Annotated in this window: 24 protein-coding genes and 5 tRNA genes; 20 read left to right on the plus strand and 9 right to left on the minus strand. The window is 39.4% G+C overall.

From position 1 onward, the window contains the following. Positions 1-8 precede the first annotated feature (8 nt). Together rpe and BUC12_RS19960 are read right to left on the minus strand one after the other, a co-directional pair. Entirely contained in the window at positions 9-659 is a 651-nt protein-coding gene (gene rpe / locus BUC12_RS01275) for a ribulose-phosphate 3-epimerase (RefSeq protein ID WP_062175368.1), read from the minus strand. Between the two features lie 97 nt (positions 660-756). Then, entirely contained in the window at positions 757-924 is a 168-nt protein-coding gene (locus BUC12_RS19960) for a hypothetical protein (protein ID WP_157257465.1), read from the minus strand. Positions 925-1046: 122 nt separating this feature from the next. Between BUC12_RS19960 and BUC12_RS01280 the strand changes: the two genes are divergently transcribed. Continuing rightward, the gene (locus BUC12_RS01280; RefSeq protein ID WP_062175369.1) at positions 1047-1880 is read left to right on the plus strand and encodes an RsiV family protein; all 834 of its coding nucleotides are present in this window, start codon (positions 1047-1049) and stop codon (positions 1878-1880) included. Between the two features lie 2 nt (positions 1881-1882). Here BUC12_RS01280 and nspC read toward each other — a convergent pair whose 3' ends face one another. After that, on the minus strand, positions 1883-3025 hold the full coding sequence (gene nspC / locus BUC12_RS01285) for a carboxynorspermidine decarboxylase (RefSeq protein ID WP_062175833.1): 1143 nt from the start codon (positions 3023-3025) through the stop codon (positions 1883-1885). Between the two features lie 502 nt (positions 3026-3527). Beyond that, complete coding sequence (locus BUC12_RS19965) at positions 3528-3677, minus strand: hypothetical protein (RefSeq protein ID WP_175552596.1); 150 nt, start codon at positions 3675-3677, stop codon at positions 3528-3530. Positions 3678-4008: 331 nt separating this feature from the next. Between BUC12_RS19965 and BUC12_RS01290 the strand changes: the two genes are divergently transcribed. The 3 genes from BUC12_RS01290 to BUC12_RS01300 are packed head-to-tail and all read left to right on the plus strand — an operon-like array spanning position 4009 to position 6630. Further along, entirely contained in the window at positions 4009-4857 is an 849-nt protein-coding gene (locus BUC12_RS01290; protein WP_062175370.1) for a hypothetical protein, read from the plus strand. Between the two features lie 10 nt (positions 4858-4867). Then, positions 4868-5764, plus strand: a complete 897-nt coding sequence (locus tag BUC12_RS01295; RefSeq protein ID WP_062175371.1) for a hypothetical protein — start codon at positions 4868-4870, stop codon at positions 5762-5764. Between the two features lie 11 nt (positions 5765-5775). Continuing rightward, positions 5776-6630, plus strand: coding sequence for a hypothetical protein (locus BUC12_RS01300; protein WP_139261983.1), 855 nt, complete (start codon positions 5776-5778; stop codon positions 6628-6630). A 94-nt stretch (positions 6631-6724) separates the two neighbouring features. Here BUC12_RS01300 and thrA read toward each other — a convergent pair whose 3' ends face one another. From thrA to BUC12_RS01325, 5 genes are all read right to left on the minus strand, one after another. Further along, a complete protein-coding gene (gene thrA / locus BUC12_RS01305) occupies positions 6725-9166 on the minus strand; it encodes a bifunctional aspartate kinase/homoserine dehydrogenase I (RefSeq protein ID WP_062175373.1) in 2442 nt (813 codons plus the stop codon). Between the two features lie 23 nt (positions 9167-9189). Beyond that, on the minus strand, positions 9190-10614 hold the full coding sequence (locus tag BUC12_RS01310; protein WP_157257467.1) for a S41 family peptidase: 1425 nt from the start codon (positions 10612-10614) through the stop codon (positions 9190-9192). Between the two features lie 166 nt (positions 10615-10780). Continuing rightward, complete coding sequence (locus BUC12_RS01315; RefSeq protein WP_062175375.1) at positions 10781-12232, minus strand: S41 family peptidase; 1452 nt, start codon at positions 12230-12232, stop codon at positions 10781-10783. 74 nt (positions 12233-12306) lie between these two features. Further along, positions 12307-12915, minus strand: coding sequence for an L-threonylcarbamoyladenylate synthase (locus tag BUC12_RS01320; RefSeq protein ID WP_062175376.1), 609 nt, complete (start codon positions 12913-12915; stop codon positions 12307-12309). A 104-nt stretch (positions 12916-13019) separates the two neighbouring features. Next, the gene (locus BUC12_RS01325; protein WP_062175377.1) at positions 13020-13838 is read right to left on the minus strand and encodes an enoyl-ACP reductase FabI; all 819 of its coding nucleotides are present in this window, start codon (positions 13836-13838) and stop codon (positions 13020-13022) included. A 486-nt stretch (positions 13839-14324) separates the two neighbouring features. On the opposite strand from BUC12_RS01325, the gene BUC12_RS01330 reads away from it, so the two are divergent. The 16 genes from BUC12_RS01330 to rplL all read left to right on the plus strand — a co-directional run bounded on the left by BUC12_RS01330 (position 14325) and on the right by rplL (position 22717). Then, positions 14325-16115 (plus strand): hypothetical protein, encoded by a 1791-nt coding sequence (locus BUC12_RS01330; protein WP_062175378.1) that lies wholly within the window; start codon positions 14325-14327, stop codon positions 16113-16115. A 264-nt stretch (positions 16116-16379) separates the two neighbouring features. Further along, positions 16380-16571 (plus strand): 30S ribosomal protein S21, encoded by a 192-nt coding sequence (gene rpsU, locus BUC12_RS01335; RefSeq protein WP_062175379.1) that lies wholly within the window; start codon positions 16380-16382, stop codon positions 16569-16571. A gap of 63 nt (positions 16572-16634) precedes the next feature. After that, positions 16635-17519, plus strand: a complete 885-nt coding sequence (locus BUC12_RS01340) for a tyrosine-type recombinase/integrase (RefSeq protein ID WP_062175380.1) — start codon at positions 16635-16637, stop codon at positions 17517-17519. A gap of 33 nt (positions 17520-17552) precedes the next feature. Then, positions 17553-17852 (plus strand): ribosome hibernation-promoting factor, HPF/YfiA family, encoded by a 300-nt coding sequence (gene hpf / locus BUC12_RS01345; RefSeq protein ID WP_062175835.1) that lies wholly within the window; start codon positions 17553-17555, stop codon positions 17850-17852. A 118-nt stretch (positions 17853-17970) separates the two neighbouring features. Next, positions 17971-18044, plus strand: a tRNA-Thr gene (locus BUC12_RS01350). Between the two features lie 49 nt (positions 18045-18093). Then, positions 18094-18176: transfer RNA gene (locus BUC12_RS01355), tRNA-Tyr, on the plus strand. Positions 18177-18182: 6 nt separating this feature from the next. Next, positions 18183-18255, plus strand: a tRNA-Gly gene (locus BUC12_RS01360). 6 nt (positions 18256-18261) lie between these two features. Then, a tRNA-Thr gene (locus BUC12_RS01365) sits at positions 18262-18333 on the plus strand. Positions 18334-18451: 118 nt separating this feature from the next. After that, positions 18452-19639: an elongation factor Tu gene (tuf, locus tag BUC12_RS01370; RefSeq protein WP_062175381.1), complete on the plus strand. Its 1188-nt coding sequence runs from the start codon at positions 18452-18454 to the stop codon at positions 19637-19639. Positions 19640-19692: 53 nt separating this feature from the next. Then, positions 19693-19765: transfer RNA gene (locus BUC12_RS01375), tRNA-Trp, on the plus strand. A gap of 18 nt (positions 19766-19783) precedes the next feature. After that, positions 19784-19975 carry a preprotein translocase subunit SecE gene (secE, locus tag BUC12_RS01380; RefSeq protein WP_062175382.1) on the plus strand — a complete coding sequence of 64 codons (192 nt, stop codon included), beginning with the start codon at positions 19784-19786 and terminating at the stop codon, positions 19973-19975. Between the two features lie 18 nt (positions 19976-19993). Further along, a complete protein-coding gene (gene nusG, locus BUC12_RS01385; protein ID WP_062175383.1) occupies positions 19994-20539 on the plus strand; it encodes a transcription termination/antitermination protein NusG in 546 nt (181 codons plus the stop codon). Positions 20540-20606: 67 nt separating this feature from the next. Continuing rightward, complete coding sequence (rplK, locus tag BUC12_RS01390) at positions 20607-21050, plus strand: 50S ribosomal protein L11 (RefSeq protein WP_062175384.1); 444 nt, start codon at positions 20607-20609, stop codon at positions 21048-21050. Between the two features lie 17 nt (positions 21051-21067). Further along, a complete protein-coding gene (gene rplA / locus BUC12_RS01395) occupies positions 21068-21766 on the plus strand; it encodes a 50S ribosomal protein L1 (protein ID WP_062175385.1) in 699 nt (232 codons plus the stop codon). Between the two features lie 16 nt (positions 21767-21782). Next, a complete protein-coding gene (gene rplJ / locus BUC12_RS01400; protein WP_062175386.1) occupies positions 21783-22295 on the plus strand; it encodes a 50S ribosomal protein L10 in 513 nt (170 codons plus the stop codon). Between the two features lie 44 nt (positions 22296-22339). After that, entirely contained in the window at positions 22340-22717 is a 378-nt protein-coding gene (rplL, locus tag BUC12_RS01405) for a 50S ribosomal protein L7/L12 (RefSeq protein WP_062175387.1), read from the plus strand. The last annotated feature ends 103 nt before the right edge of the window (positions 22718-22820 follow it).

Below are 22820 nucleotides of genomic sequence, written 5' to 3' on the forward strand. Positions count from 1 at the left end.
ATATCTGTTTATAAATTCTTCAAAGAAGAAATCGTTTCAGTAGGGTTGGTAGATGAGAATACAAAACTTCCCGCGACCAGAACATCAGCTCCGGCATTCAGTAATTGTTTTCCGGTATCCAGATTGACACCACCGTCTACTTCAATCAAGGTATGCAGGTTTCGTTCGTCTATCATTTTGCGGGTACGGGCTACTTTGTTGATAGAATTAGGAATGAATTTCTGCCCTCCGAATCCCGGGTTTACCGACATGATAAGAACAAGGTCAAGATCTTCAATAATATCAGTTAGTAATTCGACCGGAGTGTGAGGGTTGAGAGATACTCCGGCTTTCATCCCTGCTTCATGTATAGCGCCAACTGTTCTGTGTAAGTGTGTGCACGCTTCGTAGTGTACAGTCATCATGTATCCACCGGCATCTTTTACTTGTTGAATAAACTTGTCAGGGTTTACTATCATCAAATGTACGTCGAGCGGTTTCTGCGCCACTTTTTTGATCTGCTCAAGCACCGGAAATCCAAACGAAATATTGGGGACAAAAACACCATCCATAACATCGCAATGCAACCAGTCTGCATCAGAAGCATTGAGCATATCTATGTCTTGTTGTAAATTCAGAAAATCGGTTGATAATAACGATGGAGCTATCTTGTGGTTCATAAGTTTAGTTTTCTACAAGTTTCAGGCAAAGATAATAAAAAAACAGCCTTCCTTATTATTAAGAAAGGCTGTTCGATATCTCTCCGAATCAAAAATTTTAATTCAGGATTGTAGCATTTAACGAATTGGGAAGCGTAGTATCCGCATGATATGCACGGGCGAAAGCTTTGAGAAAGTCTAATGTTTCCTCCGAAGGCCCTTTGTTTGATAATAATGTTTCCACTAAATTTTCGTCTGCTTTTACTTGAGTAGTTTTCTCAGTCATAGGCATTAAATTACTTTTTTGATTGTCATTAATAATAACGGTTGTATTTTCAACTTATTATATATATCGAACATTTTTTATAGAATAATTGTTTTTTATATTCTATATCAATATTATTTATTATGAAGAAAGCAGGAATTTTAGCACTTTTATTGATCTTAGTTATCTCTTCTTGTAAAAATACGAAGCCGGAAACTACAGTAACCGAAAGTTCAAGGTGGTCGTTCGATACCTTGCATATAGAGAAGAAAATCTATATGGACAATGATTCTACCAAAAGTGCCTTAACATTGACTCTTGAGTTTGATTATCCTTCGAAGTTTGATAATGACACAATCTTAAAAGCTGTTCAGGAGCACTTCGTGAGCTATTTTACCGAAGATGAAGACGGAACTTATAGAGGCTTGGATCCGGTAGCCGGTTTCAATGCATTTGTAGATAATAATGTTGCCGAAAGTATTAAACTGGGAAAAGCAGCCGAAGGAAGTGAAATCGATTTTTCGGAATATTATAAAACAGTAAAAACTACAGTAACAGATACTACGGCGGTCACTATCACCGGAAGAACAGAAGTTACCCAGTATTCGGGAGGTGCCCATGATTCGCATTATGTAGATTATTTCACCGTTGATTTGAGGAATGGTAAACTTCTGGAACTGGATGAACTATTGAATGGCGACGATGCATCGAAACAACTTCTTGTATTGATCAAAGAAGTACTGAATACAACTAAGAATGCAAATGGAGACCCTTTGTCATTGTTTGATCCTACAACGATTACACCAAGCCCCAATTTCTATTTTGCTAAGCAGGGAATTGTGTTTGTTTACAATACATATGAGATAGCCCCTCATTCCGACGGGTTGATAGAAGTAACTATTCCTTACGCTAAGATAAAAGCCCTTGTCGCAGGCCCTTATCAGGAATTGATAGCACAGAAAACAAAAACAGAATGAGTTTAACTCATTCTGTTTTTATAATCATTATAATCAAACTCGCGGTATATCTGTAGTTTGTCGTCTTTCGACCACAGGGCGAGAGCAGGATGTGATACTCCATTGAACATCGTTGTTTTCACTATTGTATAATGTATCATATCTTCAAATACAATTTTATCTCCAATAGCCAGAGGCTCGTCAAAAGACCAGTCTCCCATAAAATCGCCACTGAGACAACTGTTTCCTCCCATTCTGTAAGTTGGCTTCCCTTCGATAGGATCGTGATATGCACCCCTGATTTGAGGCTTGTAAGGCATTTCGAGACAGTCGGGCATGTGACAGGCAAATGAAACATCGAGCATAGCGGTCTTTATCCCATGATTCTCCACAATATCCACTACAGTAGATATCAATACTCCGGTTTGCCAGGCAAAGGCGCTTCCGGGTTCCATGATTATTTCGAGATGCGGATACTTAGCTTTCAGTTTCGTTAATAGGCCAACCAAATGTTCTATATCGTAGTCCGACCGTGTCATCAGGTGCCCTCCTCCCATATTCAGCCATTTAGCTTGCCTGAGTAATTTATCAAACTTAGCTTCAACAACTTCTAACGTTTTCTCCAGATCATATGACGATGATTCGCATAAGGTATGGAAATGTATGCCGTCTAATCCTTCAGGCAGGTTGTCTCCTAAGAGATCTGCAGTAACCCCTAATCTTGACCCCGGAGCACATGGGTTGTATAGATCCGTTTCCACTTCCGAATATTCGGGATTGACACGGATTCCGCAAGAAACCTTATTCCCGTCTGCTACTACCATTGGATAGAACCGTTCAAACTGGCTCAGCGAATTGAATGTTATATGACTGCTGTACTTTAAAAATACAGGGAAGTTCTCATTGGTATATGCCGGAGAAAAAGTATGGGCAGGGCTGCCCATTTCTTCGAAAGCAAGCTGTGCTTCGAATACCGAACTTGCGGTCGAATGGGGGATATACTCACGGATGATCGGGAACGATTTCCATAAAGCAAAAGCTTTGAATGCCAGAATAATATTTACCCCAGTGCGGTCTTTTACCGATTTGATCAGCGATAAATTCTTCCTTAACAATTCTTCTTCCATTACATAACAGGGAGAAGGTATTTCGTGTATTTTAATCATTTTCTCATTATCTAATCTGAATAAACAAATAACATACAAAGTAAGCAAAAAGTAAGCAAATGTCACACAGCTATCTCCTTTATATGGGCGGCATAGGCTTTATTCTCAAATAGGGATCAAATAAAAAGTGACAAAAGTAATAGGAGCGCCATCTTTTTGGGTTTTTATTTCGTCTTAATACTTATCTGTTTTTTCATATATGGATAAAATATATCCGGTATTATAATTAACATATGGCGGTTTTATTAGTTATTTTTAGACTATCAAAGTATATTCTCAAAAAAAGGATTATATTTGCGACTTCAGAAATAGTCACAACTTGACATTCTATATGATAAATGTTTTCACACATAGAAATATTATTAGTGAACCAAAAATTAACAGTTTGGATTTGCTTTTATGTGCTGAAATATTAGAGAGAGAGAGAGAGAGAGAGAGAGAGAGAGAGAGAGAGAGAGAGAGACGTATCACTTGCGTTAACTAAACAAAAAGTTTTATTGTGTCAAAATGACGGGGCGTTTTTTAATGCTTTCGTTCCTTTCGTTGTATATATCCATTTCCTAAAGATAAGTTGGCTGGGCAAACCGTCTCGGGCTGAGTCATTGTTTTTTTGTTGTCGTTCGAGTATAATTCCCGACAATGGTTTGTCCATCAGTCAGCTGAAATGTGCAGCAGAGTGCAGAGAGTGTACTTTGCTGCTTTCTTTCCGAATGATTAATGATTTTCTTTTAAGCGCAAAGACGCAAAGGCACAAAGGTTTTATTCAAAGATGTACTGTAGGGGTAAGGCTCTGCTTTACCCTTTGTGCTGAAAAACACAGCAGTGACTCTTGTAACCGCTTTGTGACCTTTATGTCATGCCTCTTATTATCGAGCAGAGCAAAGTCCTGCTTCTACAATATACAGTTTCAAAAACAATTACTTCATATTATAAAAACAGCAACAAAAGGGTCTGCGACCCCAACAACTCAAATTAAAACAACAATGAAAAAGAAAACACTTTTATTGATGGGGATATTCTCATTTGGGCTCTTATATGCCCAAGTAGGAATAAACACACAAACACCACAGGGGATTTTTCATATAGACAATAAAGGGGATACCTCCGGAACTACGAATATGAAAGATGATATTGTAATTGCAAGCGATGGTGGTTCCGGCGTAGGTATGTCTATAGGGGGAGCACCTGTGACAGGAGCTTCCATAGCATTACACAGTGAGGCTAAAGGCTTTGTTCCAAACAGGGTGAAGTTAACATCAGCACTCGATATCACAACGGTACCTTCGCCGGTCGAAGGAATGGTAGTATATAATACCTTAGCATCGGGTATATATCCCGACAATACTCTGCCGGGTTATTATTCATACAATGGTTCCCGTTGGAAGAGGCTGAGGACAGCTGCTTATCTCGGAGTAAGTGAGACCCGTTCGTTACAGGCATCGGTAACAACAGTATCCTCTACAACTATTGCTGCCTTAGATGCCCCTGTCCTTAATTTTGGCGGCATAACTATTTTTGAAGACGGAGCATATGCATTTTCCTTCAATATTGCAGGGACTTCATCTACCGGAGCTTTAACCGATAAGATTACACGGGGTATACTTTATATACATGTTCTGAAAAAAAGTGTAGGCGAAAGTGCCTTTTCTGTCTTTCAGACGATAGAGGTAAACCCTCCTTTATTCCCGAATGGGCAATCTTTCACCATTACTGCCATTGCCGGAATGGAACTTAAAGCCGAAGATGAGTTGAAATTTACGGCACGCCATTATTCGACCTATCCTTCTATCACCCTTACAGGCAACACATATCTGGTATACTGGAAATTATAAAGACATCAAAATGAAATACAATATAGTTAGCCTGATGCTGATTTTCTGCTTTGCAGGAAATGCTCAGGTAGGAATTAACACGAATAATGCCCAGGGTATTTTTCATATAGATACCCGGGGGAATAATGCAACAACCGGTGTCCCGGCAACATCGCAGCTAACAGACGATGTTATTGTTGCGGCAAATGCTTCGACAGGAGTAAATATGAGTATAGGCGGAAAAACAGCAGCAAACAGTTCTGCCCAATTAGCCCTGCTGGCTACCGATAAAGCTATATTACTAAACAGGGTGGCTCTTACCGATCTGAGGGATATAACGACTATACCAAATCCCGAAACCGGAACGATTGTTTATAATACAGCAACATCAGGAACTTATCCCGACAATATCATTCCCGGCTATTATTATTTCAATGGAGTAGTCTGGTACAAATGGCAGTACGGGCAGGTAAACTCCGATCTGTCACAACACGATTTATTGACCAGTTGTACTTCAGTCGGTCTGCCAAGTTTAGGAAATGCATCATCTCCGATGACAGCTACTCTTGCAAATTTTGGAACTATCCAGATAAAGGAAAAAGGTACTTATATATTCTCCCTTCGTTTGTATGGGCCGGCTACAGCAAATTCATCCGGTGCTACCGCTCCGACATTTACACGTACCATAAATTATTTGTATATGATGAAAAACGGATCGACCAAAGTAGCTTCAATGGAAATTAATGTACCTCTGCCCGCAGGGGGAACAGTTGCTTTTACCCATACAGTTTCAATGCAGGCTGTACTCGATAAGGACGATATTGTTACATTCCGTCTGGGGCATTATACCGGGTATTACGGCTGGCAGTTATATGCCAATCCTTATTTACGGGCAAATAAGACATCCTTGATTTATTGGAAAATATAAAAATGTACTTTATGAAAAAGATTATATACCTGATTCTTGTGCTGATAGCTTCAGGAAACAGCTTAAAAGCCCAGATCGGGATCAATACCGAAATTCCGCAGACTTTGTTTCATGTTGACCCTTTGAGGAATAATACGGGAACAACACCATCAACGGCTCAGCAACTCGATGATGTGTATTTTAGCAAAGGGTTCGGTGATGAAGCGGTTATTTCTATAGGAGCGCTCCCATTGAATAATACACAGTTACTAATGACCGATCCCAATAAGGCGTTCTTGCCAAACAAAGTAGCTCTAACATCTCAGTTAGACGTAACAACGGTACCAAGCCCTCAAACCGGAATGTTGGTATATAATACGGTGACAGTTAACGGAACGAATGGCGTTATCCCGGGGCTATATGTTTATGAAAACAGTAAGTGGCAATATCTGTTTACCGAAGATATAAAAAGATTACAAATGAGAACTTTGCAGAGCTCATTCGTTACTCCTGTTTGTAGTTCGAGTGATTATGCCTGTGCTGCATTAATGAATTTTGGAGATGATATTATTATCCCCGAAGCAGGAGCTTATGGAATCGGGATTAGTTTATATGGCAAGCCGGGAACGAATCTGACTGCACCCAGCCGTGAGGTGCTTTATGTATGGCTGATGGCTAATGATACTCCGGTTGATGTGGCGGAATTAAATATGGTTGGGTTTACATCCGGCAACCAGTTTACTTATACAGTATTTCTGGGTGGACAATTTTCGGTAGGGGATAAGTTATCCTGCCGGTTGTCTTATTACACGACTTACCATCCGATGTACATTGATACATCCCGGACGTTTATGATGTATTGGAGGCTCGAGCAGGCTTCGATGTAAGTACAGAATATGCAAAACGAGATGGGGTATAATTGATTATACCCCATCTCTCTTGTTTTTTTATTAGGTAACAGCAGTAAAAAGGTCTGAGACCTTATCTTACGTTCGCGATACTGATAATATCGGAGAAAACCCCGGCGGCAGTAACACTTGCTCCGGCTCCGTATCCTTTTATAATCATTGGATATTCGTTGTACCGTTCTGTGGTGATCTGTATGATATTATTGCTGCCCTCCAGTTCGTAGAAAGGATGGCGCATATCGACTTCCTGCAAACCTACATTGCATAGTCCGTCTTCGTATTTGGCAACAAAGCGCAGGTGTTTGCCTTCAGCTTCCAGTTTTTTGCGGCGTTGCTCAAACTGTTCATCCATTTCATGAATAGTGTTCCAGAATTCATCCGGAGTGCCATCGAAATATTTTTGAGGGATAAAAAGGTTTACCTCTACATCTTTCTGTTCTACTTTGTAGCCCGCCTCACGCGAGAGAATCACAAGTTTCCGAACTACATCCATTCCCGACAGGTCTATGCGGGGGTCGGGTTCGGCAAATCCTGCATCCTTAGCCATCTTTATGGCTTTACTGAAAGGGATATCAGGGCTAATCGTATTGAATATAAAGTTGAGGGTACCGGATAATACAGCCTCTATTTTTACAATTTTATCTCCCGAGTTTATAAGAGAATTCATTGTGTTGATAATAGGGAGTCCTGCTCCTACATTTGTCTCAAACAAGAATTTAATGTTCCGTTCACGGGCAGTATTCTTTAATTTCAGGTAACTATCGTAAGCCGATGATGCTGCAATCTTATTAGCAGTAACTACAGATACATTGTTTGCCAGCATCTGTCCATATAACGATGCGATAGGCTCACTGGCGGTGCAGTCTACAAAAACAGCGTTGAAGATATTCATATCCAATATCTTATCCTGTAAGATGCTGGGTGAGCTGGCAATACCTTGTTTATCTAGCAACTCTTCGTATTTCTCGAGGTCTATCCCGTCACGGGTAAGCAAGGCTTTGCGGCTATTCGATATACCTACAACATTTAATTTTAGTGCATACTGTTCCTGCAACTTCGGTTGTTGCATGCGTATTTGCTGTATGAGGTGTTTACCTATGATGCCTGTACCCACAATAAATAGGTTTAGAACTTTGAATTCGGACAGGAAGAATGAATCATGTATCGAATTCAAGGCTTTCCGAAGGTATTTTCGCCTGATAACAAAAGAAATATTTACCTCCGACGCACCCTGTGCACAAGCTACAACACTGATACCACTTTTGCCAAGGGTCTCAAATAGTTTTCCGGCTATCCCCGGTGTATATTTCATGTTTTCTCCGACGATGGCTACAGTGGCCATATCACGCTCCAACTGAACACGGTTGATGCTCCCCAATATTATTTCGTTTTGGAATTCATGTTCTATAACGTCTACAGCCAGTTGGGCATCAGCTGTCCGCACCCCGATAGATGTACTGTTCTCAGATGAGGCCTGAGATACAAGGAATACGCTGATACCATTATCCGCCAATGCCTTAAATATGCGGTAGTTGACACCGATAATACCAACCATACCCAATCCCTGGATTGTAAGCAGGCAACTGTCTTCGATAGAAGAAATACCTTTGATCAGGGCTTTCCGGCGGCTGGTTACAATATCATTTGATATATATGTGCCCGGCAATTCGGGTTTAAAACTGTTCTTGATTCGTATCGGAATATTCTTGTGATATACAGGGAATATAGTCGGCGGATATATAACCTTCGCCCCGAAATTACATAATTCGGTGGCTTCAGTAAATGTCAGGTGTTCTATGACATATGCCCCACTGATCACTTTAGGATCGGCTGACATGAATCCGTCTACATCCGTCCATATTTCCAGAACATCAGCGTCCAGTGCCGAAGCGAAGATTGCAGCTGTGTAATCAGAGCCACCTCTTCCAAGGTTGGTTATTTCGCCGTGAGTTTTACAGGCTGAAATAAATCCCGAAACGACCACCTTGCCCGAAGATGCAGCATATGCGTTCTTAATGAGAGACGACGACAACTCTATATCCGGAGTATGCTTTCCGAATGCCGAATCCGTTTTGATAAGTTGTATAGCATCAAATGTATCGAATTCGTCCAGTACATAACTCATGATAAGAGTAGACATGCGTTCTCCGTAACTGGCTATTTTATCGGCTGTCCGTAACGAAAGGTCGTTGATCAGGAATACTCCTTTGAATATATTGCTAAGTTCTTCTATCAATACATTAATCTTGCCCGATAGTTCGGCTTTCTTATCTTTAGTCAGATGCAGGTCTTCTATAATTGTCGTATGGGTTTCGGTTATTTCGGCAAATAAGGCAGCGTAGTTAATGTTGCCGCTTGCAGCCAGTTCCGAGGTCGTTAATAGTTTATCGGTGATTCCGCCAAATGCAGAAATGACGATTACTAAAGCGCCTTTTTCAGCAGCAATTATATCTTTAACTTTCAGAATGTTTTGTGCAGAGCCTATAGAGCTTCCGCCAAATTTCATTACTTTCATCAGGAGTATCTGTTTTTCTTAGTTTATTGTATATTTCGAGAGAGTTCTTTTATCCGGCTGTTATCGATAAACATATCTAAAGCACCTTTCCTGCGGGCAGCAGGAGATATTCCATCCTGTTTAAGAGGAAGGGCACGAAGCGCTGGTGATTGTGTGCCGGAAATTTGTTCTATAGCTGTTTTTAATAGTATTTCTTCTGTATCGCCTAATTGCTTCATCTCATAACCAAACTCGTTAATCTCTATGGTGGGAGTAAATCCCTGAGTGTAATCAGATTGATTGTCGTTATTATACATTTTCATTATAATAGGTTGCAAGCCCCACTTATTGCGGCTGTCTTTTTCTTCGTAGAGAGAAATTGACGCTACATTTTTACCATAAGTAGTACGGCCTATCAATTCCACATCCATATAAGGTTTCAATCCGTTAATAATAAGCTCACTGGCTGATGCAGTGTATTTTCCGGTAAGGATATACACTTTGGATATTTTATCTCCTAAGCGCGGAATCGACACCGATTTCCGGTTAATTGTATACTTATCAAGAAAATATGAATAAAGCCATTCGTCCTGTCTAGAAGAACTCATTTGGTTTATTTCTTCTGTAATATTGGCATTGTATTCGTTTTTGACAAATATATTTTTACTGTCCCTGTTTTTAACCAGTCCGCTGGCAAGGTATTGAGCTGATTGTACCAGTCCGCCGCCATTGTAACGAAGGTCGAGTACTAGATCTGTTATATTGGCATCGTAAAATTCTTGTAGTTTAGCCATTAGTGCAGCATCGTAGTCGCCAGATCCATCCCCGTTATCTTGAGTGAAAGCATTGTAAACAAGATACCCTATCTTTTTCGATCCCTCAGTATAAATGTTACTGTATAGTATAGGGTTTTCCGGATAGTTGGTCATTGTGTTAATAGAAACTGCTTCAGCCTTTCCTTCTATAGTTAAAGCATAACTACTTGCGCCATTCAGTAGGGTAGAGTAGTTATCAGAAGTAAGGGATACTCCGTTCACGGCGCTTATCTTATCTCCCCGTTGCAGCCCTTTGGTTTGAGCATCGGTGTCGGGCTTTACGTATACGATAATATAATATTGAGGTATATTATTGTCATCAACTATCGTATAATATTCAAAACCGACGTCTGTTGAGACGTTATTTGTCCAATCGATAAGCTCCGAATAGTTACTGACAGCAAATGAGAAACGGTCTTCTTGCTGATAGAGTAAGTTTTCGAAGAATACGTCGGGTGTAATATCGGCATTCGGAGATGTCGGCATGTTGGCATTCCAGAGATACCATTCGTTCATCTGGGTATATATCCAGTTATTTACATATTCATTGTCGGTCAGAGATGAGCCATTGTCTTTATCGTCATCACTACAAGATGAGAATAAGCAAAAAGCTACTGACAAAATAATAAAGAATAGGGTTTTTGTCTGACGCATTTCTTGTCCTTTTGATATTATATACAGCACAAATATAGTAATGTGTTGCATTTCACAAATATAAAGATTTAATTATTGACAGCAATGATTTATCGGCTTCTTTGATATATAAAAAAGGCAGGATCTATTGATTCTGCCTTTCTATATTGTGGTTGTTTGTACACTTTTATTTGTATAAACTTTCCAGAGAGATTGTGCCCGGAGCTTCTTTGATTGATGAGCCGAGGTATTTCACCGGTGTAGGCATATCAGACGCAGAAGAGCGCAGACCTGCTGTTGCACCCGGAGTAGTTCCCGTTAAGTCAAATATAATAGTTGACAATACATACTCTTCGGGGTCTCCTAAAGCTTTAAGCAACGAGGTTGTACCCGAAGTAGTATTGATTTCTTTTACTTCAGAGTTTAGTAAAATACCTGTGTTATATGAATAATCCAGATTTTTATCAGCCATATAACCAAGAGCTATTTGGAATACCCATGTAGAGTTTGCCGCAGTTTCGTTGTCATATACGTTACCGCTGCTGGCAACATTACGGCCTTTCGATAACTCACCCATAACCTTTAAGTTACTTCCCCAATATGCTCTAAGCGCATGTATCAGGGTTTCTGCAGGTCCTGCTGTATTTTGTCCTGTAATAACATAGACGTTATCCAGTTGATCGCCTAAGTTTGGAACGCTCGTGCCATTTGCACTTGTTACAAAATCGTAAGCTGTAGTTCTTGTCTTGCTTGCATTTGTAAGGTAAGCGAATGTCGTTCCTTTATCTTGACTTTTAACTAAGGCGCTGCCTATAGGCTTCAGATAATCGTACCCTCCGGTTGCATTGTATCGTAAGTCTAAAACCAGATTATTGATACCTGCACTCTTGAAAGAAGAAAGTTGGTTCAATAATGGAGATACATACGACGATGCATTAAGGAAATTATTCATAACCACATATCCTATTTTAGCTGAACCATATGTCAGTGTGGTTGATGTATAGAGCGGATTGCGTGTTTCCGCACTTTGGGCCGCTGTATCTTCGGCAGCCATAGAGAAAGGACCTTCTTGACCGTTAGGTATACGTATAAGCATGGTGAATTCTTGTCCTGAATTGATATAGTCAGGCAGAAGTGTTCCCCAGTTACTTGTTGTAACTACAGTAAGGTCATCGGCATTGGTACCTACCCCTACGCGGGAGATTAGATAACCTCTTTTGATGCCTAAAGATTCAGCCTTAGATCCCTTTTTTACATAAAGGACTACATAGTATGCTTTACCATCAGAGTATTCATTGGCTGCATATTCAAAACCAATATCATAGCTTGTGGTAGCCGGGGCTAAATCTGCAATTTTTGAAATTGAAGAATATCTTTTAGTCACCTTTGCGCCACCCACATCTTTGTATGTGTAAGTATCAAGAGAGCTTAACAGGCCTTCGAAATAGAGATTAGTTACAGTTCTTTCGTCAGGCAAAGGATCGGGTAAGTCCCATGCGTAATTTGCCTGCATAATTTCCAGAATTCTCTGATTAGCAGCATTTGGCGTTTGGGGCATGTTTTCCCCACCGTCCTTACTACAAGAGCTGAAGACTAGTCCACATGTTGCTATTAATATTGAAAAAAAAATCTTTTTCATTTTGTATATGTATAAAAATTGTATTGTTTGATCTAGTGTTTTATCGGAGACAAAAATAGTTATTTAATTTATCCCTACCAAATAACCTCTCCTTTGCCTTGCCTGGTAATAATAGGTTCTGTGTCTGTGCAATCGATTATGGTTGAGCCTTCTATGCCTCCGTATCCTCCATCGATTACCATATCTACGGTGTTTTCGTACTTCTCGTTTATGAGTTCAGGATCGGTCAGATATTCGATAACCTCATCGTCTCCTTTTATAGATGTTGTTAATATTGGATTACCCAATGCACGGACTATCTCTCGGATAATGACATTGTCGGGAACCCTTATTCCAACCATTTTTTTGTCCTTATATATTCTGGGTAAAGACGATGTTGTTTTGAGAAGAAAAGTGAAAGGGCCCGGCAAATTTTTCTTCATTAATTTGAACGTAGCATTATCTACTTTGGCATATTCGCTGATATTACTCAGGTCATAGCAAATAATAGACAGGTTGTTTTTGGCCGGATTTATTCCCTTTATCTTACAAATCCGTTCAACTGCTCTTACATTGAGGGCATCACATCCCATTGCATAGACAGTATCGGTCGGATAAATTACGAGTCCCCCGTCGCGGAGTACCTTTATTACCTTTTCTATCTCTTTAGGGTTGGGGTTAGTATCGTATATTTTAATAAACATGAATTAGTCCTCAGTTTTAGAGTTATATTCCGATAACGAAAAAACAGTTGCCTTATACAATATATAAGACAACTGTTTATGCAATTTTGTTGCATCAATAGCAATTATTTTTTCTCAATATAATCTTCAACGATTGCTTGAGTCAGTCCCATGTTAGAAAAACCTCCGTCGTGGAACAGGTTCTGCATAGTTACCATACGGGTAAGGTCAGAGAACATAACTACACAATATTCGGCACATTCTTCGGCATTAGCATTGCCCAGTGGCGACATTTTTTCAGCGAAATCGAAAAATGCATTCATACCACCGATTCCTTGTCCGGCTGTAGTTAATGTTGGAGATTGGGAGATGGTATTAACACGTACCTTTTTGTCACGGCCATATACATATCCGAAGCTGCGCGCTATCGACTCTAGCAGAGCTTTAGCATCTGCCATATCGTTATATCCGGTAAATGTACGTTGTGCTGCGATATGGGTTAAAGCAAGGATAGAACCACCTTCGGCAACAGCATCCAGCTTTTTAGCAGCTTGCATCATTTTATGAAATGAAAGAGCCGAGATGTCGAGAGTTTTATCCAGGTTTCTGTAATCCAGATCATCATAAGCACGTCCTTTTCTTACGTTGGGAGACATGCCGATAGAATGGAGTACAAAGTCTATCTTTCCGCCAAGAACTTCCATTGATTGTTTAAAAACTTCTTCCAGTTCTTCAACATTGGTCGCATCTGCAGGAATAATCTTCGCATTAAGTTTTTCGCTCAATCCGTTTAATTCGCCCATACGCAAAGCCATCGCTGTGTTTGATAGTGTAATAGTAGCACCTTCTTCAACAGCTTTTTCTGCAACTTTCCAAGCTATAGATTTTTCGTTAAGGGCTCCGAAGATAATCCCTCTTTTGCCTTTTAGTAAATTATGACCCATTGTTTTATTAGAGATAAATAAATAATCAATTACCGATAGCTTTTAAATAAAGGTAAAAGCAAATCGGCACAAAAATACTAAAAATGTGCAATTGATTGAAGTTTTATTAGCTAATTTTCATTGTAAAGTGCCATTCTATTTTATTTAATTGGCTATTTCTCATTTAATCAGGTTTTTAATAACCAGTATAGTGTTTTGTTACACTAATAACGGTTAAATAATTTGTCTGCTCAGTTGTTTTTTATGTTAAATCTGGTGTTTTTATACGCTTTGATGCGTCATTTTAACATAATAAGTGTGAATCGGTTTTTATCTTCTAAAATATGCATGCATACTCTAGATTTCTATATATATCAGTATATTATATCGGTGTAGAGTCAAAAAGGATGAATGCTTATTTTGTGAATTTATGTTAACTTGAAATTGAACTGTTTGATTTTTAGGTAATTTTGTGGTCCATCTAGTTTATACGGAATAATAAAATTAATGAAGAAGAATACTGGTTTTTTATTAATGATGTTGATATTATTCACATCACTTAAATGTTATAGTCAAGTAGGTATAAATACAGATAGTCCGGATGAGAAGGCTGCAATGGAGATAGTTTCGTCGGAAAAGGGTATTCTGGTACCTCGAATGACAGAAAAAGAAAGGGATGCCATAAATCCTACGACAGAGAATCAGCAAAGCCTCCTGATATTTAACACCGATGAAGATTGTTTTAATTATTGGCATAAAGTCGAGAAAGAATGGAAAAGCCTTTGTGGTAAGATCGGAAAAGCTGATTTTGAGATCAGCGATTGTAATTCGATTAAAGTTACAGGCCTTTACCGGAATAAAGAATCATTAGGAACCGGACATTATATTACCGTGACCGTTAATGTTAAAAAGGCGGGCGCTTATACTATCACAGCTATGCCCGATCCCGAGAATGGATACTATTTTACCCAGTCAGGCGAATTTTTGGCAACAGGCGAATATCAATTAGTTATTCCCGGAGCGGGAACGCCTACTGATTATACACCTACGGGGCAACCTGGAGACCTGATCCGCTTTACATTAAATGGGGTCGTATCGTCATGTACAACTTATATCCCGATTGAAGACTCAAGCAAAAAGCCGGAATATACGATGAACTGTAGCAAAGTACAGGTCAATGGAGTTTATTTGTTGGATCAAGAACTTGCTCCGGGAAATACAATAACGATGACTATAACAGCTACGGCTAATGCCATAGGTGCAACATATATTATTGAAACAGATGAGATAGGGGGGATCAGATTCTCGGCTTCGGGGATTTTGGTGTCAGGTACCCAAACTGTAACACTTACAGGAGTAGGTACTCCTAATACTTTAGATCCGATCCGTTTGACAATTACGAGTAATAGCTCCACGTCATCAACAACATGTTCGGCGACGGTTAATGTAGCATATACAAAAAAACGTATTCTGACCATAGGTTCAGAGCCTAATGGCTTTGGGTATAATTTTAGTGGAACAGCACAGTCGGGGCGGATGCTTAAAGCTGCAAATAACTACGGGACATTATCTAATAGTATTGTTAAATGCGAAGGATTTGATGTCATCGATGGTAGTGTGAACCCGACCGATGCACAAATGCAGGAGTGGCTAACAGGATCTAATCCGGTCGACATTGTTATTATCGGCTACGTAAATGCAACTGTAGGTAACGCTGCGCAAGGAGCGGCTATCAGGCAATACCTGCAAAATGGGGGAGTTGTACTGGCCTTTATGGATAATAACGGGGTTCAGGCTCAACCCTTGTTACGGGCTGTATTCAATAGTTCTACAATTACGGCAACTAATATAGCCGGAGCTGCACCCGGTATGGTCTATGCGTTTTCTAACATAGAGCATGAAATTCTTAATGGCCCTTTCGGGGATATCAGGGGGTTGTATTGGGGCGAGGATGCATCTTACACGCAAGGCGCTACGGGTTTGCCTGCGGATGATATTATAGTATTCTCTACAGACGAAGACCTTTCGGGGACTAATTCGTATACAGGTGCTGTAACTGCATTTGTGCATAAAACATTGAATTTTGTCTATGTAGGAGATGGAGGTTTTAATTCCAGCAATACAGTAAATACCTCTCCATATACAATCTGCCCGTTTAGAGTTGATGCAAATAATGCGCCGGTTGCACGCCAGAGATACGGGCGTATAACCAATTCAGTCTATCCTGTCTATAATTCGGTATTTACGGCAAATGCAATAGCTTGGGGAATAAAGAAAGCCCAGTTTAAAGACCAGTGATCCGGAGACTTCTATTTGAATGTTCTAATAAAATCCGGTGAATTTTTTGTATATGTTATTGGATTGGTTATCTTTGCACTCCGAAAATGAAGGGAGGTTTTGATTAAAACTTAAGTTAGACATAGAAAGATAATTTAGAGAATTGCAAAAAAAGGTATGCATTTAGTATATTGTTTGCAATGTATACATAGGTATATAAATAAGCCTGTGCATAAAAAAAATCAAAACAAAATTCATTTATAAACAAAGAAAAAAATTAAGATCATGATAATTGTACCAATTAAAGAAGGTGAAAACATCGAAAAAGCATTAAAAAAATTCAAAAGAAAATTTGAAAAAACAGGCGTTGTAAAGGAACTTCGTCGCCGTCAAGCATTCGAAAAGCCTTCAATTACAAATAGAAAGCAAAGAATTCATGCTGTATACGTACAAAAACTTCAAGAAATAGAAGAATAATTTAAATTTGTATTTGTAACAGCGTTTTCATAACTTCGTCATCAACCTGTAAAAAACAGAAGTATGACAATTGTGGAAAAATATATCAGTTATCTCCGTTATGAGAAGAATTACTCTTCACATACGGAGATTTCTTATTCCACAGACCTTGCGCAGTTTAATTCCTTTCTTGAGAGGAATTATCCCGAGCATACATTAATCGATGTAGATGGTGACATTGTCAGAGCGTGGGTTATGCTGCTGATGGAACAGAAAACCACAGCCCGGTCAGTTAACCGGAAGCTCAGTTCTCTGAAATCCTTTTATCGCTACCTGCAAAGAATAGGGGAGGTGAAAGTGAGCCCGTTGAAAAAAGTATCAGGGCCTAAAGCTGCAAAACCAATACCTTCATTCATAAATTATAATGATATGGAGAAGGTGCTGGATGTAGATGTTTCTGATGATGATTACGAAGCATTCCGGGATAAGGTGATCCTGGAGTTGTTTTATGTAACCGGTATGCGTCGAGCCGAACTTATAGGTCTTAGAGATGTAGATGTTGATCTGGGAACAGGTAGTATCAGGGTGACAGGGAAGCGCAATAAGCAACGGATCATTCCGATAAGTAAATCGACGGTAGATCTGCTCAATAAATATTTAGAGGTAAGACAAGCCGAATTTAAGAACCAAACCGAAACGTTCTTTGTTAGAAAGGGAGGAGATCCTGTATATCCGATGCTTATACATAGAGTTGTAACAGTGCATCTGAAATGGATACCGACATTGGCAAAGGCCAGCCCTCACGTATTGAGGCATTCGTTTGCAACCGGAATGCTGAATAATGGGGCAGATATAAATGCCGTGAAAGAGCTGTTAGGTCATTCGAGTTTGGCATCAACCGAAATATATACACATACATCGTTTGAAGAATTAAAGAAAATATATAGTAAAGCTCATCCTCGAGCGTAACTTTAAGCAACCAATAAAAAGGAGGAATTTATGATGAACATTAACATTCAATCATTGCATTTCGATGCAACAGACAAGCTGAAAGAATTTATACAAAAAAAAGTAACTAAACTAGAAAAATATTCAGACGATATATTAATAGCCGAAGTAATACTTAAAGTAGTAAAGCCCGAAACGAAGATGAATAAAGAGGCTTCGATTAAGTTAAGTGTAAAAAACGATGACCTGTTTGCTAATAAAACGGCCGAAAGTTTCGAAGAAGCAATAGACTTATGCGCCGAAGCTTTAGAAAAACAGTTGGTGAAATACAAAGAAAAAGCTCAAGCGAAATAAAAAAGGCTTATAAAGTTTGGGATTAAAAAAAATAATTTCTATTTTTGTCGCCGTTTCGCACAAATCACAATGTCGGAACGGCGATTTGTTCCCAGGGACAATTATATATTGAAAAAATGCCTCTTTAGCTCAGTTGGCCAGAGCACGTGATTTGTAATCTCGGGGTCGTTGGTTCGAATCCGACAAGAGGCTCAAAAGGAAATAGCGAAAGCTATCCTTTGCTTTAGCAAGCATAAAGTTTGGGCAGTTACCAGAGTGGCCAAATGGGTCTGACTGTAACTCAGATAGCGTAAGCTTACGGTGGTTCGAATCCATCACTGCCCACTCTTTGCGGAAGTAGCTCAGTTGATAGAGCATCAGCCTTCCAAGCTGAGGGTCGCGGGTTTGAACCCCGTCTTCCGCTCTGTTCGCCAATGTAGCTCAGTGGTAGAGCACTTCCTTGGTAAGGAAGAGGTCACGGGTTCAAGTCCCGTCATGGGCTCAAAGGTTGCCGATAAGCAATTTGCGTAGAGGCTAGATTTTTTTTTCAAAATGTTTTGTCGCATTTTTGAAGTAATACAAGAAATAAGCAATCATTAATTAATAAGTACATTTTTATTATGGCAAAAGAACATTTTAACCGGTCGAAACCACACGTAAATATCGGTACAATCGGTCACGTTGACCACGGTAAAACTACTCTTACTGCTGCCATCACAAAAGTATTGGCAGACGCTGGTCTTTCTCAAGCGCGTTCGTTCGATTCAATTGACAACGCTCCTGAAGAAAAAGAGCGTGGTATCACAATCAATACATCTCACGTAGAATACGAAACAGCTAACCGTCACTACGCTCACGTAGACTGTCCAGGTCACGCTGACTACGTAAAGAACATGGTTACTGGTGCTGCTCAAATGGATGGTGCTATCATTGTAGTTGCTGCAACTGATGGTCCTATGCCTCAAACTCGTGAGCATATCCTTCTAGCTCGTCAGGTAAACGTACCTCGCCTAGTTGTTTTCATGAACAAATGCGATATCGTTGAAGACGAAGAAATGTTGGAATTAGTTGAACTTGAAATGAGAGAACTTCTTTCATTCTATGAATTCGACGGTGACAATACTCCGGTAATCCGCGGTTCTGCTCTTGGAGCATTGAACGGTGTTGAACCTTGGGTAGGTCAAGTATTAGAGCTAATGAAAGCTGTAGATGAGTGGATTCCACTTCCTCCACGTGATATCGATAAACCATTCCTTATGCCAGTTGAAGACGTATTCTCGATTACAGGTCGTGGTACAGTAGCAACAGGACGTATCGAAACAGGTATCATCAAAACTGGTGAAGAAGTTCAAATCATCGGTCTTGGTTCAGAAGGTAAGAAATCTGTAGTAACAGGTGTTGAAATGTTCCGTAAGATCCTAGACGAAGGTCAAGCTGGTGATAACGTAGGTCTTCTACTTCGTGGTGTTGACAAAGAAGAGATCAAACGTGGTATGGTTATTACTCACCCAGGAAAAGTGAAACCTCATACTCAAATTAAAGCAGAGGTTTATATCTTGAAAAAAGAAGAAGGTGGACGTCACACTCCATTCCATAACAAATATCGTCCTCAGTTCTACATCCGTACATTGGACGTAACTGGTGAGATCACTCTTCCAGAAGGAACAGATATGGTTATGCCTGGTGATAACTTGACAATTACTGTAGAACTTATCTATCCAGTAGCATGTAGCGTAGGTTTACGTTTCGCTATCCGTGAAGGTGGACGTACAGTAGGTGCTGGTCAGATCACAGAAATCCTAGACTAATAAGATTATCTAGATAAAAGCCGAGCCGGCTGAAATATTGCCGGCTTATTTCTACGGGTTTAGCTCAGTTGGTAGAGCACTGGTCTCCAAAACCAGGTGTCGGGAGTTCGAGTCTCTCAACCCGTGCAAATCTTATAAAGGGTAATGAAAAAAGTAATTCAATACATAAAAGATTCATATAACGAACTTGCACACAAGGTTTCTTGGCCAACTCGTGCCGAACTTACCAGTAGTGCTGTTATCGTCATGATCGCTTCCTTTATCATGGCAATAATTGTCTTTGGTGTAGACTCGTTGTTTGAATGGGGCTTGAAGTATTTCTACGGTATTGTTTAATCTCCTCAATTTATTAAAATGACTGAAATCGAAAAGAAATGGTACGTACTGCGTGCTGTTAGTGGAAAAGAAAATAAGGTCAAAGAGTATCTTGAGGCAGAGATGAAGAAGACCGAGTTAGGAAAATACATCTCGCAAGTTCTTATTCCTACCGAAAAAACTTATATCATGCGTAACGGAAAGAAGGTGCTTAAAGAAAAAGCATATCTTCCCGGTTATATTTTGATAGAAGCAGCTTTGGTTGGGGAAGTTGTACATGAACTACGCAACATAAATTATGTTGCTGGATTCTTACCGGATGCTACCAATCCACAGCCATTACGACAATCTGAGGTAAACCGTATCTTGGGTACTATGGATGAGTTGGAAGAGCAATCGGAAGAAATGGACGTTCAGTACATTGTTGGTGAAACAGTAAAAGTAACCAACGGTCCCTTCAACGGATTTTCAGGTATTATCGAAGAGGTAAATGCTGAGAAAAAGAAACTCAAAGTTATGGTAAAGATATTCGGACGGAAAACTCCGCTCGAATTGAATTACATGCAAGTCGAAAAAGAACAATAATATTTGGTTACGCATTTATTTGTTCTATCCACCCGTTTTAAACAAAAACTAAAAATTTAAAACAAAAATGGCTAAAGAAATTGCTGGACAATTAAAATTACAAATTAAAGGCGGTGCAGCAAATCCATCACCTCCCGTAGGACCTGCTTTAGGTTCTAAAGGGATCAATATTATGGATTTTTGCAAGCAATTTAATGCCAGAACTCAAGACAAAGCAGGAAAGATTCTTCCGGTAGTAATTACTTACTATGCAGATAAATCTTTTGACTTTATAATCAAAAATCCTCCTGTAGCAGTCCAACTTCTTGAGATAACTAAGCTTAAAAGTGGTTCTGCAGAACCAAATCGTAAAAAAGTATCTGAAATAACTTGGGAACAAGTTCGCGTTATCGCAGAAGATAAAATGAACGATTTGAACTGTTTTACAATCGAATCAGCAATGAAGATGGTTGCCGGAACAGCAAGAAGTATGGGGATCACAGTAAAAGGGGCTTTCCCGAATAATAATTAATTAACTTCAATTGAGAAATGGGTAAACTGACAAAAAATCAAAAGTTAGCTTTCAGCAAAATTGAAGCAGGGAAATCTTACTCACTGGCAGAAGCATCGCAACTGGTTAAAGAAATTACTACCAGTAAATTTGATGCATCTGTTGATGTAGACGTACGTCTGGGAGTTGATCCTCGTAAAGCTAACCAAATGGTGAGAGGTGTAGTATCTCTGCCACACGGAACAGGAAAGCAAGTTAGAGTTCTAGTATTATGTTCGCCTGACGCAGAAGCTGCAGCTAAAGAAGCCGGAGCAGACTACGTAGGTTTGGATGAATATATCGAAAAAATAAAAGGTGGTTGGACAGATATCGACGTGATTATCACTCAACCTGCCATCATGGGTAAGATTGGTGCTCTGGGACGTGTATTAGGACCTCGTGGTCTTATGCCTAACCCTAAGAGTGGTACTGTGACTGTTGATGTTGCAAAAGCGGTAACAGAGGTTAAATCTGGTAAAATCGACTTTAAAGTAGACAAAACAGGTATTATCCATGCTTCTATTGGTAAAGTATCGTTTTCTGCTGATCAGATCAAAGATAATGCAAGAGAGTTCATCAATACGCTTATCAAATTGAAACCAACTTCAGCAAAAGGTACTTATGTGAAAAGTGTGTTTCTTTCAAGTACTATGAGTCCGGGTATTAAGATCGACCCTAAATCAGTAGACGAAAACTAATTAAAACTACGGAATTATGAGAAAGGAAGATAAAAGCACTATTATAAGCACTATCGCTGAAACTGTAAAAGGATATGATTTCTTTTACCTGACAGACATCTCTACTCTGAACGCTGCAAAAACCAGCGCATTAAGAGAAGAATGCTACAAGAGCGATATCAAGCTGATGGTTGTTAAAAACACCTTGTTGCAAAAAGCTTTAGAATCACTAGATACAGATTTTTCTGAATTAACTCCGGTTTTGAAAGGAAATACAGCTATCATGTTTTCTAATACAGCTAACGCACCGGCTAAATTGTTGGACAAATACACCAAAGAAGGTGTACCTTCATTGAAAGCTGCTTATGTACAAGAAAGCTTCTATATCGGAGCAAACAACCTGAAAGCCCTTGTTAATGTTAAGAGCAGAGAAGAACTTATTGGAGACGTTATCGGATTGTTACAATCTCCTATCAAGAATGTTGTATCTGCACTTCAATCGGGTGGTAATACCATCCACGGAGTACTTGAGACTCTATCAAAAAAATAAATTTTTAATAAAAGAAGTAATAACAATTTTAATACATACAAAAAATGGCAGACGTAAAAGCTATTGCTGAACAACTAGTAAATTTGACAGTTAAAGAAGTTAGCGAACTAGCTGAAGTTCTTAAAACAGAATACGGAATCGAACCAGCTGCTGCTGCTGTAGCTGTTGCTGCTCCCGCTGCAGGCGGTGCTGCTGAAGCTGCAGAAGAAAAAACATCATTTGACGTTGTTCTGAAATCAGCTGGAGCTAACAAACTTCAAGTTGTTAAAGCTGTTAAAGAACTTACAGGTTTAGGTTTGAAAGAAGCAAAAGACATCGTAGATGCTGCACCATCTGATCTTAAGAAAGGTGTATCTAAAGATGAAGCTGAAGCATTGAAAAAACAATTGGAAGAAGCTGGAGCTGAAATTGAACTTAAATAAAACAAAAAGATCCTGTTTATCAGGATGTTGGTTGAGAACCTTCTAACTGAAGGAGGTTCTTGACCTTTTTGCGTCAAAAGTAATTAGTTCAAAAAAAATAGTA

The sequence above is a fragment of the Indolivaga macrotermitis genome, assembly GCF_900128985.1.
GTDB classification, from domain to species: Bacteria; Bacteroidota; Bacteroidia; order Bacteroidales; family Dysgonomonadaceae; genus Dysgonomonas_A; species Dysgonomonas_A macrotermitis.